General features: G+C 66.1%; 14 protein-coding genes and 1 pseudogene. 7 read left to right on the forward strand and 8 right to left on the reverse strand.

Annotated elements, in window-relative coordinates; translation table 11 throughout:
* Positions 1-86: 86 nt before the first annotated feature.
* Positions 87-3,482: pseudogene (locus VRZ08_RS08250) on the forward strand (ATP-binding protein); the annotation flags it as partial.
* Positions 3,483-3,670: 188 nt separating this feature from the next.
* A complete protein-coding gene (locus VRZ08_RS08255) occupies positions 3,671-3,943 on the forward strand; it encodes a hypothetical protein (RefSeq protein WP_107345633.1) in 273 nt (90 codons plus the stop codon).
* 36 nt (positions 3,944-3,979) lie between these two features.
* Here the strand turns inward: VRZ08_RS08255 and VRZ08_RS08260 are convergent, their stop codons facing one another.
* From VRZ08_RS08260 to VRZ08_RS08270, 3 genes are all read right to left on the reverse strand, one after another.
* Positions 3,980-5,473, reverse strand: a complete 1,494-nt coding sequence (locus tag VRZ08_RS08260) for a glycosyltransferase family 39 protein (protein ID WP_414532246.1) — start codon at positions 5,471-5,473, stop codon at positions 3,980-3,982.
* A gap of 154 nt (positions 5,474-5,627) precedes the next feature.
* The gene (gene msrB / locus VRZ08_RS08265; protein ID WP_107345634.1) at positions 5,628-6,125 is read right to left on the reverse strand and encodes a peptide-methionine (R)-S-oxide reductase MsrB; all 498 of its coding nucleotides are present in this window, start codon (positions 6,123-6,125) and stop codon (positions 5,628-5,630) included.
* 135 nt (positions 6,126-6,260) lie between these two features.
* Positions 6,261-7,721, reverse strand: a complete 1,461-nt coding sequence (locus VRZ08_RS08270) for an NAD(P)/FAD-dependent oxidoreductase (protein ID WP_414532247.1) — start codon at positions 7,719-7,721, stop codon at positions 6,261-6,263.
* A 140-nt stretch (positions 7,722-7,861) separates the two neighbouring features.
* On the opposite strand from VRZ08_RS08270, the gene VRZ08_RS08275 reads away from it, so the two are divergent.
* Together VRZ08_RS08275 and VRZ08_RS08280 are read left to right on the forward strand one after the other, a co-directional pair.
* Positions 7,862-8,392, forward strand: coding sequence for a SixA phosphatase family protein (locus tag VRZ08_RS08275; protein ID WP_107345636.1), 531 nt, complete (start codon positions 7,862-7,864; stop codon positions 8,390-8,392).
* A 46-nt stretch (positions 8,393-8,438) separates the two neighbouring features.
* Complete coding sequence (locus tag VRZ08_RS08280) at positions 8,439-8,870, forward strand: universal stress protein (RefSeq protein WP_164636700.1); 432 nt, start codon at positions 8,439-8,441, stop codon at positions 8,868-8,870.
* Between the two features lie 21 nt (positions 8,871-8,891).
* On the opposite strand, the gene VRZ08_RS08285 is transcribed toward VRZ08_RS08280, so the two are convergent.
* The gene (locus tag VRZ08_RS08285; protein ID WP_414532248.1) at positions 8,892-9,521 is read right to left on the reverse strand and encodes a hypothetical protein; all 630 of its coding nucleotides are present in this window, start codon (positions 9,519-9,521) and stop codon (positions 8,892-8,894) included.
* A gap of 116 nt (positions 9,522-9,637) precedes the next feature.
* Here VRZ08_RS08285 and VRZ08_RS08290 point away from each other — a divergent pair, with 116 nt between their 5' ends.
* On the forward strand, positions 9,638-10,075 hold the full coding sequence (locus tag VRZ08_RS08290) for a hypothetical protein (protein WP_107345639.1): 438 nt from the start codon (positions 9,638-9,640) through the stop codon (positions 10,073-10,075).
* Positions 10,076-10,176: 101 nt separating this feature from the next.
* Here VRZ08_RS08290 and VRZ08_RS08295 read toward each other — a convergent pair whose 3' ends face one another.
* On the reverse strand, positions 10,177-10,683 hold the full coding sequence (locus tag VRZ08_RS08295; RefSeq protein ID WP_263989409.1) for a ferritin-like domain-containing protein: 507 nt from the start codon (positions 10,681-10,683) through the stop codon (positions 10,177-10,179).
* A gap of 392 nt (positions 10,684-11,075) precedes the next feature.
* Between VRZ08_RS08295 and VRZ08_RS08300 the strand changes: the two genes are divergently transcribed.
* Together VRZ08_RS08300 and VRZ08_RS08305 are read left to right on the forward strand one after the other, a co-directional pair.
* Entirely contained in the window at positions 11,076-12,167 is a 1,092-nt protein-coding gene (locus tag VRZ08_RS08300; RefSeq protein ID WP_414532249.1) for a UPF0104 family protein, read from the forward strand.
* Positions 12,168-12,260: 93 nt separating this feature from the next.
* A complete protein-coding gene (locus tag VRZ08_RS08305; RefSeq protein WP_414532250.1) occupies positions 12,261-14,336 on the forward strand; it encodes a hypothetical protein in 2,076 nt (691 codons plus the stop codon).
* A gap of 144 nt (positions 14,337-14,480) precedes the next feature.
* Here the strand turns inward: VRZ08_RS08305 and VRZ08_RS08310 are convergent, their stop codons facing one another.
* The 3 genes from VRZ08_RS08310 to VRZ08_RS08320 form a co-directional block, all read right to left on the reverse strand.
* Complete coding sequence (locus tag VRZ08_RS08310) at positions 14,481-15,152, reverse strand: DUF2147 domain-containing protein (RefSeq protein WP_414532251.1); 672 nt, start codon at positions 15,150-15,152, stop codon at positions 14,481-14,483.
* A gap of 89 nt (positions 15,153-15,241) precedes the next feature.
* Entirely contained in the window at positions 15,242-16,510 is a 1,269-nt protein-coding gene (locus VRZ08_RS08315; RefSeq protein ID WP_414532252.1) for an O-antigen ligase family protein, read from the reverse strand.
* Positions 16,511-16,517: 7 nt separating this feature from the next.
* A complete protein-coding gene (locus VRZ08_RS08320) occupies positions 16,518-17,858 on the reverse strand; it encodes a glycosyltransferase family 4 protein (protein WP_414532253.1) in 1,341 nt (446 codons plus the stop codon).
* Positions 17,859-17,874 lie beyond the last annotated feature (16 nt).

Raw genomic sequence — 17,874 nt, forward strand, 5'->3', positions numbered from 1 at the left:
CGTCGGAGTCCGCGCCCCCCGCGGGGTGGTGGGGCGGGTAGAACTGGGGCGGGGGGGCAAACTGGAACCCCCCCGCGGGCGCCCCCCCCCCCCCGACCCGAGCGGTGGTGCTGCCGATCCCGGCCAGCGGCGACACCGGCCGGTCCGGCTTCCTGATCACGGGGCTCAATCCGTTCCGGCTGTACGACACCGCCTACCAGGACTTCCTCACGCTGGTGGCCGGCCAAATCTCGGCAGCGATCACCAATGCCGACGCCTACCAGGAGGAACGCCGCCGGGCGGAGGCGCTAGCCGAGATCGATCGCGCCAAGACCGCGTTCTTCTCCAATGTCAGCCATGAGTTCCGCACGCCGCTGACGCTGATGCTGAGCCCGCTGGAAGAAGCACTCGGCCGCGACGGCATTGCGGACGAACAGCGATCGCTCCTCGGCATCGCCCACCGCAACGGTCTGCGTCTGCTGAAGCTGGTCAACACCCTGCTCGACTTCGCCCGGATCGAAGCCGGCCGCGTCACCGCGCACTTCACCCCGGTCGATCTGTCGTCGTTCACCGCCGAACTCGCTTCGAACTTCCGCTCCGCGCTGGACCGTGCCGGCCTGCGCTTCGTGATCGATGCGCCGCCGTTGCCGCAGCCGGTCTATGTCGACCGCGACATGTGGGAGAAGATCGTCCTCAACCTGCTGTCCAACGCATTCAAGTTCACCTTCGAAGGCGAAATCGCGGTCAGGGTCCGCACCGATCCGGACGGCCGTCACGCCGTGATCGAAGTCAGCGACACCGGCACCGGCATCCCGCAGGCCGAGATCCCGCATCTGTTCGAGCGCTTTCGGCGGGTCGAAGGCGCGCGCGGCCGCTCGATCGAGGGCAGTGGTATCGGACTGGCGTTGGTGCAGGAGCTGATCAAGCTGCACAGCGGCTCGATCGCCGTCGAGAGCGAGATCGGCCGCGGCTCGACCTTTCGTGTAACCCTGCCATTCGGCTCCGCGCATCTCCCGGCCGAGCGGCCGCGACATGCCGCGCTCCAGGTCTCCACCAATGTCCGCGCCCAGGCCTATCTCGACGAGGCGATCGGCTGGCTCGATGACAGTGGCGATGCCGATCTGCCGCCAGCTTCAGGCGCGCAGGATCTCGGCGTCGTCACCGCGCCTGCCACAGGACGACCTCACATTCTGCTGGCCGACGATAACCACGACATGCGCGACTACGTCGCACGGTTGCTCGGCGATGCCTATGAGGTCGAAGCCGTTGCCGACGGCGCCGCAGCGCTCGAAGCCGCGAAGAAGCGCCGGCCGGATCTTGTGCTCAGCGACGTGATGATGCCGCGGCTCGACGGCCTCGGACTTTTGAAAGCGCTGCGCGGTGATCCAACGATGGCCGATCTGCCGGTGATCTTCCTGTCCGCCCGGGCCGGCGAAGAAGCCAAGCTGGAGGGGCTGGAAGCCGGCGCCGACGATTATCTCAGCAAGCCGTTCAGCGCCCGCGAGCTACTCACACGCGTCCGCGCCAATCTCGACACCGCGGCGATCCGGCGGACGGCACTGCGGACCGAATATGTGCTGCGCCAGGAAGCACAGGCTGCCCGGAAGCATGCCGAAGGCATTCTGGCCTCGATCAGCGACGGCTTCATCGCGCTCGATGAACAGTACCGGTTCACTTACGTCAACGCCGCCGCCGAACGGCTGATCAACAGCAGAGCCGGCGAGCTGATCGGCAAGGTGTATTGGGACGTCTATCCGATGATGCTCGGCACCGAGATCGAGCAGGCCTATCGGCGCGCGATGACCGAACGCGTCGCCTGCGAGTTCGAAAGCTATCATCCGCCGAGCAAGCGCTGGTTCGAATTGCGGGTGGCGCCGACCAACGGCAAGAGCATCTCGGTGTATTTCCGCGACATCACCGAGCAGAAGAAGGCCGAGGCGGCACTACGCGACATCAACGAGCAGCTCGAGGAGCAGGTGGCCGAGCGCACAGCCGAACTGCAGCAGAAGGAAGCCCGGCTCCGCACCATCTTCGCGGCGAGCTACACCTATCAGGCATTGCTCGACGTCGACGGCGTGGTGATCGACGCCAACCGCACCGCACTCGCCGGCATCGCGGCCGAGCTCGAGGACGTGGTCGGCAAGCCGGTTTGGGCCACGCCGTGGTTCGGCAGCACGCCGGGACTGCCTGAGATGATCCGCAGCGACATCGCTGCCGTCGCGGCCGGCGAGACGGTGCGGCGCGAACTTCACGTCAATCTGCCAGCCAGCGGCTGGCGCTGGTTCGATCTGCAGATGCGCCCGGTGCAGGACCCGCAGGGCAAGGTGATCGCGATCGTGCCCGAGGCGGTCGACATCACCGAGCGCCGCAAAGCCGAAGAAGCATTCCGGCAGGCGCAGAAGATGGAGGCGATCGGCCAGCTCACCGGCGGCGTCGCCCACGACTTCAACAACATGCTGACCGTGATCCGGTCGTCGGCCGATCTGTTGCGCCGGCGCGAACTGCCGCCGGAGCGGATCCGCCGCTACGTCGATGCGATCTCCGATACGGCTGATCGCGCAGCGAAGCTGACCGGCCAGCTCCTCACCTTCGCGCGTCGCCATGCACAGAACCGCGAAGTGTTCGACGCGGCCGATCACATCGAGCACGTCTCCGACATGCTGAAGACAGCACTCGGCTCCCGTGCTGTGTTCAATCTCCACATCGCCGAGCGACCGCTGCCGGTCGAGGCCGATACCAATCAGTTCGACGCCGCACTGGTCAATCTGGTGGCGAACGCGCGCGACGCGATGGACGGTCACGGCACCCTCACCATCTCGGTCACAGGTTCGGCGCCGACACCCCAGGAAGCCGCCGCAGGCCGCGGCGGCTTCGTCGAGGTGTCGATCGCCGACACCGGCTGCGGGATTCCACGCGAGCAGATCGAACGGATCTTCGAGCCGTTCTTCACCACCAAGGACATCGGCCGCGGCACCGGCCTCGGGCTGTCGCAGGTTTACGGCTTCGTCCAGCAGTCCGGCGGCAGCATCAATGTCGACAGCGCGATCGGCCGCGGCACCACGATCACGCTTCGGCTGCCGCTCAGCGACAAACCGATCCAGCGCCGCAACGGCATCGGCACCAACGCCGTCGACGGCCGGCAGCGCGGCTGCATCCTCGTGGTCGAGGACAACGCCGAGGTCGGCGAGTTCTCCACCCAGCTGCTTCACGATCTCGGCTATCAGACCGTGCTAGCCGCCTCCGGCGAACAGGCGCTGGCGCTACTCGGCGACAACGCCAAACGTTTCGACCTGGTGCTGAGCGACGTTGCGATGCCGGGCATGGACGGCGTGACCCTGGGCCGGGAAATCAAGAAGCGTTTGCCGGAGCTGCCCGTGGTGCTGAACTCCGGCTACGCTCACATGCTGGCCGACGAGGATCACGGCTTCGAACTGCTGCACAAGCCTTACTCGGTCGAGGATCTGTCGAAAGTCTTACGCAAGGCGATGGCCGAGCGGACCTGAGCGGCGTTCCGCCCGCGGAACCGGCAAATGCACGGCAGATGCAACGTTCGCGTCAATGTGATCGCCACCCTGTCGGGCCTGCGCTATCGCATTGAGGCAGATCATTTCTCCGGACATTCAAGCGTGGCATCGAAGCCCTCATTCCGGCCCGAGCATGTTTGTCCGCGAGCGTTGCGAAGAGCGTACCCATGACCGAGATCGAGATCGCCCAGCAGGTGCTGTCCTGCCTGCACCAGACCGAAACGGCGGAGCCGCATTCTGCAGTGTCGTCGCTGAAGGGACTGATCAGCTACATCCACGGCGCCGGCACCGTGCACTCCTGCGAGGTCGACGAGGCCCGCTCATCGACCTTCATGGCGATCTGCGAATACGCCAAGGCCCTGCATCGCGGCCTGCCGGCCGACAACCTGCGCCCCGCAGCGATCGATGCCGCCGAAAAATGGCGGGCGCTGGCGGGCTGAGCCGCCGATCGAGTCTTTTGAGCTAAATTCCGCCAGCTACTTGCTGCACGCTTTCGGCGCCACGAAGCGATAGAAATACTCTTTGGTTTTGCCGTTGTGGGTGCGCAGCACCGGCACATCGATGCGCTTCTCATCCGACATCGCCCGGCCCGGATAGGCAGCGGCAAAATGCGCCGGCACCTGCGGCAGCGTATAGACCAGCACCGCGCCCTGATCCTCCAGCTTGCGCTGGTCGAACCAGCGGGTCGCCGGAATGAAGTGAATGGTGACCGAATCGCCCTCCGGCCCGGCCGCGATGCCGATGCCGTACACCGTCTGGCGATCGCCGAGGAAATAGCCGGGTCCGCAACTGTACTGACTGCGCCAGTCCTCGAGGATCAGGCGCGCCGCGTCGGCGGTCGGCTCCTGCAGCCCGCTGTGCGAGGCGGGGCCGAGATAAGCGATCATCACCGCCGCGCTCATCACCGTATAGAGCCCCGACAGCGTCCAACCGGTCTGACGTTCGCAGGTGTCGCGCCGCGCCTCGTTCCAGCGCAGCAGCGGCGCCAGTGCCGGCACTGCAAGCAGCGAGAACGGTGCACCGTAGCGGGCGATGTACTCCAGCCCGAGCCCGACGATCATGCCGAGCAGGATCAACACCATCGCCACATCGATGATGACGATGAACTTCAGTTCGTCGCTGGCTTCGGCAAACCGCGGCACCCGCACATTGATCATCCGGCGGGCGCTCGACACCGCGATGATCACCGCACCAGGCAGCAGCATCGGCAGATAGCCGGCAACCAGGAGGCCGATGCGGCGGGCGGTATCCCCGATCGATCCGAAGCCGGTGAAATGCCGCTCGCCGTAAGCGATGGTGCTGCCGAACTTCACCGCAGTGACCACATGCGGAAGCAGCAGCACCGTGGCGATCAGCACCGCCACATACAGGCCGGGCCGCGTCAGGCAGCGACGGAACGACGGCAGCGCGACGACGCCGATCGCCATCGCCAGAAACAGCACCGCCGCGTTGTATTTGGTCAGCGCTGCGATCGCGGCCCACACGCCGAGCAAGACCCAATCCCGCCAGCGATTGTCCTGCCGCGCACGCAGGAAGTGATAAACCACCGCCGGCCATGAGGTGAGCTGCAGGATATCGGCATTCAGCGCCCAGGATAGCGGGGCGAACACGGCGTAGAACGACGTCCCGGCGAGCACGACGAGGTAGATCGCCATCGTCCGTTCGACCAGCAGCCTTAGGATCGCGTACAGATACGCGAAGCCGATCGCCATCAGCACCTGATTGGCGGCGACGATAGCGGTGCCGGATGGCCCGAACAGGCGGTCGACCACGCCGCCGGCCCACACCATCATCGGCGGGTGCACGGGGGTGATCAGCGGGAAGTGGCGCCCCCAGGCGACCAGTTCGCGGGTGTCGTAGAGCGGCGTCGGAAATACGATCGCCGCGAGGACCACCGGCAGGACGATCGCCGCCGCGAGAATGGCCAGCAGGCTACGGGAGCCCCCCGGCTGCGACACCACAGGTTGCATCAGGGCCGGCCGCCACATTTCTGAAAGTTAATGTGCTCGGGATATGCGGGGGCGACGCCCGGATTGTCAACTCAAGCGGGCGACTTCCCCACGCCGGCCGCAGCATTTGAGACGCGGAAACAAGCCTTTCGCGGGATTGTCACAACCGTGTGCGTCAGCTCGCGTTTGGCGTCGCGGGATGGAAGGTCAGCGCGTAGCCATCCATGCAGTAGCGCAGCCCGGTGGGCTTTGGCCCGTCATCGAACACGTGGCCGAGATGACCGCCGCAGCGGCGGCAATGCACTTCGGTGCGCGTCATGCCGAGCGTGGAGTCGCTGCGTTCGCCGACCGCATTCGGCAGCGGCTGCCAGAAGCTCGGCCAGCCGGTGCCGCTATCGAACTTGGTATCGGACGAGAACAACGGCAGATCACAACCGGCGCAGGCGAACGTGCCCTTGCGATGCTCCTTGAGCAACGGGCTGGAGAACGGCCGCTCGGTGCCCTCCTCGCGGAGGATGTGGTACTGCATCGGCGTGAGCTGCTTGCGCCATTCCTCGGGCGTCTTCTCGATCTCGAACTTCTCGGCCGCGCGGGCGGCGTCCGGCCGCAGCCAGCGGAAACCGAACACGGCGGCAAGGGCGGCAGAAGCGAGCAACATGCGGCGATCGATCATGGTGATGTTCCCTGCGTGACGGGCGCGGGCGCCCCGGCGGCACTTCCGTCAGGTACGAAGCTGCCGCGCCTCAGGTTACACCGCCGGTATTTTAGCCCGCTCACATTGTCGCGAGAACGTCGACGCCGCCGGAATCTATTCCGGCGAAGGCGGCGGCACCGGCCGGCGCGACGGCGCATTGGGAGGGGGCACATTTGCGGCCTCGGCAGCCCGCAGCAGCGCAACACGAGCGCGACGCTCCTCCCGCTTCACCTCGGCACGCGCATCGCGGACCCGGGTCCGGGCGGCGGCCCGCTCGCGGTAACGGGCCAGCGCGCCGGCGGCGAGTGCGCCCTCCCGGGTGGCGAAATACACCCCCTGCCCGACGATGCGGCCGATGGTGCCCCCTGCCCACACCAGATCGAACGGCGAAAACAGCTTCCAGCGCTCGTCGCTATGGGTCAGCCCCCGAGCGATCAGACGCCCGGCAATCGCGGTGGTGGCGAGCCCCTGCCGGCCGAATCCGCTGGCGACCCACAGCCCCGGCCGTAATTCACCGATTTGCGGCATGCCGTGCACCGTCATCCCGACTGCGGAGCCGAAGGTCTGAGCTATTTCGACCTGCCCGAGCTGGGGGAACAGCGTTGCGATCCGCCGCCGGATGATTCCGGCGAGCCGCTGCGGTGCAACATCGAAGGTGGTCTCGCCGCTCGCCCACAGCAACCGGTCACCACCGACGATCCTGTAGTGATCGACCCCGTCCGTGTCGGCAATCGAGCCGGCGAACGCAATCGCCTCCGGTAGTTTCTCGCCGAGCGGCGCCGTCAGCGCTGCGGTGCGCCAAACCGGCAGCAGGGTTTCGGCGACGCGGGGCGACGGCGCGCCGAGATGCACGCTGCCGGCGAGCACGATGTCGGAAGCGCGCAGCCGCGCATTCGGCGTCGAGATCCGCTTGCGGATGCCGGCGAAATCGATGCTGACCGCCGGCGTTTCCTCGAAGATCCGCGCCCCGGCCTGCCGCGCCAGCCGCTCCAGGCCGCGCAAGTAACGGCGGCCGTCGAGCTGAAACGCGGTCGGGTAGTGGATGCCGTGGAAATAGCGGTTGGTCCGCAACACATCGCGGACCTTGTCGATCGGCCAGCCTTCGACTTCGGAGCCGAAATCGACGCCGAGCGTCTGCAGCCGCTCGACGAGGCGGTCCCCAATATCGACATTGGAGACTTCCAGCGCGCCGTACGACAGCGCGACGCCGGGCATCGCCTCCTCGGTGGCGCGAGCGCGGACGATCTCTATGCCTTCGCGGGTCAGCGCCCACAGGGCGCTGGCGTGATCCAACCCCACCCGGGCGATCAGATCGCCGATCGGCACGCCGTAACCCGGTGTCACCGTGCCAAGATTGTGCCCTGACGCACCCCAGCCGATCCGCCCGCTCTCCAGCACGGCGACGCTGAGCCCGGCCTGCGCGGCTTCCAGCGCAACCGATAGTCCGGCAAGGCCGGCGCCGATCACGCAGAGATCGACGTCGAGGTCGAAGGTCAGCCGCGCATGCGGTTCCGCATCGGCTTCGGCGGACAAGCCGGCCGGTCCATTCGTCGCACTTGTCGGGAGCGAATCCATGCCGTTTCCTAAAAGAGCGCATCCGCAAACGAGGCTATCTTGCGAGATACGCGTTCAATACGGACAGCACGGACGGTTGTCACCTTGTCCTGCCGGCCGGTCTCGATTAATCCGCAAGCTCCGCCCTTTGGAAAGAACTCATGCGCCGTCTGATCCTGCTGCGACACGCCAAAACCGAAAGGGACGCGCCGAGCGGCAAGGACCACGATCGCCGCCTGGAAGATCGCGGCCGCAGCGACGCCGCCGAGATCGCCGCCTGGCTCGCCGCCGAGCATCTGGTCCCCGATCAGGTGCTGATCTCGACCGCGACCCGGACCCGGCAGACCTGGGACGTTCTATCCGAACTGTTTCCGGCGAACCGCGAACCGCAGGTCGAGTACCTGCCGGAAATGTACAGCGCGAGTTCTTCGCAGTTGTTGCAGGCGATCCATGAGGTATCGGCCGGCATCAACCAGCTGATGCTGATCGGGCACAATCCGGGCCTGCACGAACTGGCGTTGGCCCTCACCTGCACCTGCAACGAGGCCGAGCGGCGCAAGCTCTCCGGCAGCATGCCGACCGCGGCGGTGGTGGTGATCGACTTCCCGATCGCCGACTGGGCGGATGCCTCGTTCGGCACTGGCAAGCTGCAGCATTTCGTCAGCCCGAAAGTGTTGCGCGAAGCGAGCTGACGGAGGAGCATGGCGTCGCCCTTCCCCTGACCAGGAGGCGCCGGAGATGTTCAAGTCCATCCTCGTCCCGATCGACCTGGCCGATACCGCGCTGGCCCAGCCAGCAATCGCCACCGCAGCCAAGCTCGCCGACAGCTACGACGGCAAGGTGCGGCTGCTGCACGTGCTGGCGATCACTCCTGTGATGCTGGCCGAATATGTCCCTGCGGATTTCGACGATCAGCAGCGGCAGTCGGCCGAAGCCGCATTGGCCGAGATTGCACGCACCTCGGGCATTCCGGCGCAGCGGCTGTCGACCAGCGTGCGCCAGGGCGGCATCTACCACGAAATCCTCGAAGAGGTCGCGGCGGTCGGCGCCGATTTGATCGTGATGAGTTCGCACCGGCCGGCGATGCGAAGTTACTTCCTCGGCTCCAATGCCGGCCACGTGGTGCGCTACGCACCGTGCTCGGTGCTGGTGGTGCGGGACGGCACATAACCCCGAGCGATACGGACCGCTTTACGGCAGCAGATCCTTCGGCACATCGTCGAAGGTGTAGCGGCGTGGGCGGTTGCGACGGATGAACCCGCCGATCTGCCAGCCGAACAGCAGCGCAAAGCCGGCCAGGAACAACGCGCCAGACCATGACCCCACCGCCACCGCGCGTGCCAGCAGTCCGGTCAGGGCGGCGGCCACCAGCGCGATCAGCACCAAAGCACCGGTATGGACCGCCGGCGGCAGCCCGCCGATCAGTTCGGCGCGGCTGCCGGCATCGCGCATCCGCCGGTGCAGCTCGATCATGAACGCGCGATAGGCCTGGTCTTGCGGCGCCATCAGCGCCACCGTTTGCCAAGTGGTGGATACGATCCGCAGCCGACCGCCGGAGACGTCCTGGAGATCGGCCCGATAGCGGCGGGACTGCATCGACACCGGCCGATAGCTCAACCGAGCCTTCGCGATCGTCGCGTAGGGCCACACCCCGGCTTTCGGGCCGATCCGCCAGATCAGCCCGTCGTCGCCGAGTTCGAACTGCTGGGCGGCACCGATCAGCGAGGCCTTGTAGGCGTAAGCCGTGCCTGAATCGCCGTCCTCGTCTCGGTTGGATCGTGGCGTCACCCGAAAGCCCCTGTTGCCGGTCCCGCCGTCCATGCCGGAGCCGGCGCGGCGATGCAATGCGGCGTTCAGCCCACCGGGTGTCGCCCGTACCGGATAACTTGTCGGCAGGGCTTCGGTTTTCTACAATTCGGTGACACACGGACCGGATCATGCCGAACACCGAAGCGCACTACCCTCGCCACCTGATCCTGGGCGGCGCCCTGATGTCCGGCCTGTTGATGGCGCTGGCGCTGCATATGCTCGGCCAGAGCGTCGGCCTCGACCTCGGCGGGCTGTGGCGCAACGATTCCGGCAGCTTCATGCCGGCGAGCGCCGCGTTGGCGTGGTGGCTGGTCGCGACCGGAGGCTTCGCCGGCGGTTACTTCACGGCGCGGCTGATGAATCATGCGGTCGCCGGACAGATCCCGCCCAAGCTGCGCCAGTTTCTCATCGTGGTGCTGGTGCTGGTGCTGGCCGCCGCCGGCCAAGCCGCTTCGGCGCCGTCCGCAGTGCCCACCGCAGCCGGCGTGCTTGCCGGGCTGGCGACCCTGTTGCTGGGCGCCGCGATGGCTTTCTGCGGCGCTTATTTCGCTTTGCGCAAAGTCTGAACGCGACCGCGTCAGGACTGCTGTTGAAAACACCAAAGGCCACGCGGATATTCGCGCGGCCTTTGGCCTCATCGTGACGTCACATCAATGTCGTAACCGGCTCAGCCGGCGGCGCGAAGATTGATCTGGCTCTCCGCAAGCGTATTGAGCTTCTTGTCGGTAGCCTTCTCTTCATCGAGGGTCTTCTGCAGCACCGCGGCACAGTCGTTACGGCCGAGCAGCTTGGCCCATGATACTAGGCTGCCGTAGCGGACGATCTCGTAGTGCTCCACCGCCTGAGCGGCGTTAATCAGCGCTGCATCGAGCACCTTCTTATCCTCGACTTCGCCCGCAGTCTCATCGGCTTCCTCGATGATGCCGTCGATCGCCGGGCAATCGACCGCCTTCGGCTGTACGCCGTGCATCTCGAACACCTGCTCCAGCCGCTTCACGTGCCCCTTGGTCTCATCCAGATGCGTCAGGAACCCCTGCTTCAGCATCGGGTCCGAGGCCTTGTCGGCCATTTTCGGGATCGCCTTCAGGAGCTGTTTCTCGGCGTAGTAGATGTCCTGCAATTGGTGCACGAACAGGTCATCCATCGTCTTGATGTCTTTGGTGAAAAGTCCCATTGCGGATCCTCTTTCGGTTTGCGCCCGGCGGCCCTTTCCAAGCCTGCCATGCCGTCGCGGCGTTAACCAGCGGCAGCGATCACCGTTCCGGGTTCCATCTGCGCATCGAGTCGCAATGGCGCGCAGCGCGTCTGGCGCCTATATCGGACAGGCCGGCTTGGCGGGCTCCTCTCGGGGCCGCCATGCAGCCGCCGGACGGCTCGTTTGCGCCACGTCAAGGGCGCATTCCGCCGCCCGTCCCATGGATGAGCGGTCCGCACGCGACAGTACGGCGGATTGCACGACGGGCCGTTTATGCCCTAAGGAATTGCGCGGATGAGTAAGTCGGACGCCGGGAGCAGGGTCGCGCTGCAGGCGGAGTCCGTCGCGTTGCCGCCCCGCCGGGAGGACGAATGCATCGACTGCTGAGCGCGCTGGGGCGTGGCTTCAAGACGTATATCGGCTGGAAACGTGTCGGTATCGTCGCCAGCATCCTGATTATCGGCTTTGCGATTTCGTCGCTGATCCGCACCCTCAAGGGAGTCGATCACAACGTCATCCTGACCGCGCTGACCGACAAGAGCCCGGCCCAAATCGGGATGGCGGCGCTTTGCGTGGTCGGTGCGTTCTGCACCCTGACGTTCTACGACTTCTTCGCGCTGCGCACGATCGGCAAGCTGCATGTGCCGTACCGCATCGCCGCGATGTCCGCGTTCACCTCCTACGTGATCGGCCATAATCTCGGTGCCACAGTTTTCACCGGCGGTGCGATCCGGTTCCGGATCTATTCGGACTACGGCCTGTCGGCGATCGATGTCGCCAAGATCTGCTTTATCTCCGGCCTGACATTCTGGCTCGGCAATCTTTTCGTGCTCGGCATCGGCATGATCTGGCACCCGGCCGCCGCCAGCGCGATGGATCTGCTGCCGGACGAGATCAACCGGCTGATCGGCGTCGCCTGTCTGGCCGGTATCGCCGCCTATTTTGTCTGGCTCGCGACCGGCAAGAAGCGCCGCGAGCTCGGCCAGAACGGCTGGAAGGTGGTGCTGCCGTCGGCCAAGCTGACGCTGGTGCAGGTGCTGATCGGCGTGGTCGATCTCGGCTTCTGCGCCCTGGCGATGTACCTGTTGATGCCGTCCGCCCCCTACATCGACTACGTTTCGCTGGCGGTGGTGTTCATCCTCGCCACCCTGCTCGGCTTCGCCAGCCATGCGCCGGGCAGCCTCGGTGTGTTCGACGCCGCGATGCTGGTGGCGCTGCCGATGTTCGCCCGCGAAGACGTGATCGCGACGCTGCTGATCTATCGCGTGCTGTACTTCCTGCTGCCGTTCGGGATCGCGATCTCGATCATGGGCGTGCGGGAAATCTGGCTCAGCGTGATCAAGCCATGGCAGGAACGCCGCAACGCCTGCAACGGCAACGAGCATGCGGCCACCGCCGCCCCGGCCACCGCGCCCGCCCGGGCCCCGGTCGGTCAGATTGTCCAGCGCTCCTCAAAGCTCTGACAGCGGCAATCACTTGTCGACGCCGCCGAGGCCCATATTTTGGCCTCAACAGCGGCGTCAATGGCCGCGATCTCCTCATGGCCGCGTGGTGACATGTCCCGTTTCCGCTCCCTGGCGCTCCTGTTGCTGCTGACCGTGGCGGCGAGCGCCTCGTCGCTCCCTGCTTCCGCTCAAATCCCCCTGTTCGGCGGCTCGAGCAGCCCCGAACCGGCTGCGCCCGCCGCGCCCCCGGCGGCGGCTCCGGCTCCGACGGTGCCTGTCGCCCCGCCTTCCGCCGCACCAGCCGTTGCCGCGGTGCCGGTCACCGACGGCTCGATCCAGATCGCCTGGGAGGTGCGCAACCGCTTCCGCCTGTTCCGGGAGGAGCGCGATTTCCGCGAGCAGGTCGACGCCCTGAACGGGCTAACAGTGCTGGCCTCCGAGCAGACCCTCGGCCGGCAGAGCGAAGGCCGCGGCTGGGCCCGCAACGTCGTCAACCGGCTGTGCATCGACCTCACTGGGCGGGTCAACGAGCCGTGCACCCGCGATGGCGTCAAGGAGAGCTACCTGACCCCGACCGAGCACCCGGTGACGGTCCGCCTCGCCGGCGCCGTGCCGGTCGGCGCGATCTGCGCCTGGACATTCGACGACGGCGACGGGCCGCGTAACGCCACACAGGACTGCGCCGAGCCGATCAACTTCCGTGCCCGCTACGGCAAGCCGACGGTCGCCACGGTGGACATTACCAGCGGCGCCGACGCGCCGCTCCGCGTCACCACCCAGATCATGGTGCGGGACTTCTTCATCGCCGGCCTCGGCGACTCGATCGGCTCGGGCGAAGGCAATCCGGACCGCGCCATCGCGCTGTCGGATGAAGGCTTCTGCTTCAAGTCGTATCTCGGCAGTGGGATCGGCCAGTTCTACCGGCCGAGCCGGGCCGGCTTCAAAGGCGGCCGCGCCTGCGAGGCCCCGGACACGCTGGCGAACTGGCAGCGCTATTCGGCGACCTGGTTCAATGCCGCCTGCCACCGTTCGCTGTACAGCTACCAGACGCGCACGGCGCTGGCGCTGGCGGTCCGCCATCCGCACATCGCCGTCACCTATCTGCCGCTCGCCTGCACCGGCGCCACTATCACCGACGGGCTGTTCGGCTCGCAACGCGCCCGCGAGTGCTTCCGCACCAAATCCGGAACCTCGTGTCCCGGCAGCGTCGACGGTCAGCTCGGCGAACTGCGCGCCGCCCTCACAGCGGCGCACCGCCGTCAGCCGGAGCGCACGCTCGACCTGGTGCTGCTGTCGATCGGCGCCAACGACATCAACTTCTCGGGCCTCGTCGCCGACGTCATCGTCGACTCGCCGACCGAGCGCGCGCTGTTCCGACGCTCCGGCGTGATCGGCTCGGTGGAAGAATCGCGTACCGCACTGGCCCGCACTCTGCCGCGCGATTTCGCCCGATTGCGTGAGGCGCTGAAGCCGATGGTCGAAGATCTGTCGCGGGTGGTCTATGTCGCCTACGGCAATCCGGCGCTGTCGAACCGTGGCACGCCCTGCCCCGGCGGCCCGGCGGGCTTCGACATCCACCCCTCGTTCAATGCCGATCCGACCCGGCTCGGCGCCGTCACATCGTTCGTCGACAATGAGTTCCTGCCGCGGCTGAAGGATCTGGCGCAATGCTCCAACGGCGTGCTGTGCCGTGATCCGTCGACCGAGCGGATGACGTTCGTCGACTCGCATCAGCGGGTGTTCGCCGACCACGGCTTCTGCGCCCGCGCCGCCACGGATCCGGAATTCGATCGCGTCTGTTTCTCGCAGAGCGGCAACAGCTTCAACGCCGATATCGTCACCGCCGGCAACTCGCCGATGACCTGCGGCGCCGGGGCGAGCAACTACCGGGCTTACCTGCCCCGCGCCCGCTGGATCCGCGACGCCAACGACAGTTACTTCGCGGCGATGACCTATCCGCAGGGCCTCGCGGCGGCGATCCAGCCGGCCGACATCCATGACGCGACCTGGGGCGTGGTGTCGGCGGTGTATGGCGGTGCCATCCATCCGACCGCCGAAGGCCACGCCGCCATGGCCGATGCCGCTCTACCGGCGGCCGAGACCGTGCTGTCGCTGCAGTCCGGCCCCGACGTTACCAGCCAGCCGCTGCCCCCGCCGCCCGGCGCCATTCCGCAGCGCGTTGAGTAAGAATCGTTTGGTCGGACCGCTTCTGAAAATGGGAGGTCAGACTCGAAGAGGCTCCGCCGCCGGCAAATGAAAAGAGCGCCCTCCGCGGAGAACGCTCTTTGCAAGTTCGAGAATCTCTGACGTCCGATTTCAGGAAGTGAAGCGCTACTTCGCCGGCGCCATCGCGCCGCCCTTCGGGGCCGGGGGCGGCGGAGCCTTGGCCTTGCCGGCCGTTCCAGGCGCAGCCACCGGCGGCTTGCCGGCTTGGGCTGCCTGCATGGCTGCCTGCTCTGGCATGAACTTGGTGACGATCTCCGGATCGAGCTGTGAGATCGCGGTGTCGGGCAGCCGGAACCAGTCTTCGTCCTTGCCGAGCGCCGGCGTCATCAGATAGCCGCGCAGCGTCAGGGTCTGGCCATCGGGACTGACCGTCAGCATCGCCTTCCACACGTCACCGTTGCGCGGATCGAGGATGTTGCCGTTCTCATAGACACGGCCCTTCCGCTTCATGTCGCGGATCAGCGAGATGCCGAGGATCGGCTGGTTCTTGCGATCGTCCTCACACTCTTCGCAGATCGTCAGGTTGGGCTGTCCGGCCTGCGGAAAGCTCTTGGCGACGATGCCCTCGTACATGTTGTTGCCGCGATCGAGCATCAGCACCCAGACCACCGGCTTTCCGCCGGGCTTGCCGGTGTCAGTGCGTTGCCAGAGGCCGGCGGCGGTCGGTTCCGCGGCAACCGACGGGGCGGCCGCGGATAGCAACAGCGCGAAAGCCGCGACAGCAGCCCGCGCGACTAATCGGATCGGTCGATGTGGAGTCGGTCGATGTGTGATCATAGCAACACCTGAAACACCGCGATGGGACGACAATATGGCGGATCGATCCGGCAATCCAGTGAGCAGAGCGCGGCGGTTCGGGATCGATTCTATGACACAGCGATGTCAGCCGGCGGCGTAGCAGGTCGCTGAACGGGAACTCGCAGTGTCGCCAAGGCAGCGCCGAGACAGATCGCGACCGGGAGCCAGAACAGGATATAGAGATAACTGAGATCGCTCGGAATGATCTCGTAGTCGACAGCGCTCGCTGCCAGGCAGGACGCGAGTAGCGCCAGCGCGGTCACTTCGCCGGACTTGCGAAATGCCCGCCATCCGCTCACCGCCGCGGCCAAGACCACTGCCGCCAGCGCCAGCGCCGCAATAACTCCGCCACGGACCGCGGCGCACATGAAGATATTGTGGCCGTTCATCACCTCCATGCCATTCGGCAGGATGACCCTGGTGTCGAACGCAAGTCCATAGCCGAGCCACGGCTTCAATGTGACCATGTGCAGATACACCGGCCACAGCTCGAACCGCAGACTGTCCTTCCGCTGCACCAATTCACCGGCAAGCGGCGTCAGCAGGGCAGCGACGGCCGCGATCGCCAGCAAAGCCGCGACCGCCACCGCGATCCGCCAATTGGCTGCCAGCAGCACCGCCACTCCGATGCCTCCCAGCGCGGCCATCAGCGAACCTCGACTGCCCGACAGCAGCACAGCCGCGAGAAGCACCAGCGCAGAAACAAACAGCAACACAAATTGCCAAGACCGCAGACGGCGGGTTGCCATCATCGCCACCGCGCCGACACACGGCATCGCATACATCAGGCCGACGACGTTGGAATTGTAGTACAGGCTGAGCCCCTTGGTGCCCTGCAACCGCACCGTCAGCATCTCCGTCACCGACCAATGGCTAAACGTGCCGACGTCGCGGATCGCGGCAAGCGCAGCCACGGGCGCAAGCCACAGGAACAGCAGGCGAAGAAAATCGCCGTCGCGGCTGGCGAGATGAGCCACGATGGTGATGAACACCAGCACCGCTGCGACGTAACGGATGTTCTTCCACAACAGCGATCCTGATACGCCATCACCGAACAACGACGTGGCGATGATGACGCCGAGGAAGGCAGCCGAGGCGAGGAAGACACCGGACTTGACGATCGGCGTCAGATTGCGCAGCGGCAGGGCGGTGATCAGCAGGGTCGGAAGCACCAGGAACCACAGGATGGTGCGGGCCAGCCAGATGTTGTGCATCACATACATCAGGCACATCACCAGCACGAACAGCCGCTCGGGCGCTTTCACCGCCACCAGCCAGGCACGGCTCCGGTCAAACACCGAATGGGACGGTGACGAATGGGCGACAACTGACACCATAAGACCTCTATCTGGGGTGGGCGGTGGCCCCCGTCGCGGCCAGGCCGCGTAGCACGTCGGCGAGTCGCGTTGCCGATTGGGCCCAGGTCACTGGGCGATAACCGGCGCGGATCGCGGCTTCGTGGTGGGCAAGTTGCTCAGGCGCCGCGATCAGGTCAAGGACGGCGGCTCGCCAAGCAGCGAAATCAAGCGGATCGAGGTGACGCGCAAGGCCTGCGCCGGCTTCCGGCAGTGACGAGGCATCGGAGGCCAGGCAGTATTTGCCGAAGGCGAGGCTTTCAGATACCGGCAACCCCCACCCCTCATAGAACGACGGGTACAGCGTGAACAGGCAGTGCTGATATAGCCACGCCAGCTCATCATCGCCGGCGCGCGGCAGATGCAGGATCGAGCTGGCAGTCACCGGATCATTGGCGATCTGCCACAACAGATCACTGCTGCCGAACCCGGGTTGACCGACGATCACCAGCGTCGGCAGGTCTGGCGTGTTCTGCTCGGTGAGCCTGTGCCAGAGGTGGTATAATAGATCAAAGTTCTTGCGCGACTGAATGGTCGAGACGCTGATCACGAAGCGCGCGGCCTGCGTATCGCTCAGCGCATCCGGTCGTCGCGCCATCTGCGGCGCAGGAATATCAGCGCCGAGATGCACGATCTCGACAGCGCCGCGCATCCCGCCGTGGCGCTGAGCGTAGCCGAGAATATCGCGCTTGGTCGCCTCCGAGATCGAGACGATCAAATCGGCTTCCTTGATCAGGAACTGCGCGTAGGCGTCGAACTTGGTGACGAAATCGCCGCCGGCGAAGAACTGCGGCGCGACGGCTGGGATGAAATCCTGGCACAGCGCCGCCACTTTGGTGCCGCGCTCGCGGCGCATCCGGGCAACCGTGGCAAAGTCGACCCGCGACCAGTTCTCACCTGCGAGAAAAAGCACCTCGCCGAGGCCGTCCCCTCCAAGTTTCGGCAGCGGCTCAGCCTGGCTGGTCTTGCGCAGCAGCGACGCGGTCGCGCCGCGGATTGCGGTCTTGACGGTGCGTTCAACGGACTTGCCTATCGGCTTCAGGACGGCGGCGATCCCGCTCGCCTGCTTTGACTTGGCCTTGCCGGCGACCGGCTTGCCGCTCAGGTCGGGCGGAGTCGCGACCGCGACGTAGTCGCTACGGAGCGGGTCGTAGCGGCAGAACCGCAGCTCCGGAGCCATCTCCGCCGACAATGCGCGGATGTAACTTTGTTCAACCCGGAGCGTGCCGTTCATCTGGCCGGAGCGCGCCCGCGCACTGGTCGAGACGTCCATCCACAGCCAGGGCTGATCGTGCCGGTCGGCGGTCTGATCCAAGGTGCTGTCCGTCATTTCCGCGATCGGCCCC

Source organism: Rhodopseudomonas sp. G2_2311 (assembly GCF_047501505.1).
Taxonomy (GTDB): Bacteria; Pseudomonadota; Alphaproteobacteria; order Rhizobiales; family Xanthobacteraceae; genus Rhodopseudomonas; species Rhodopseudomonas palustris_H.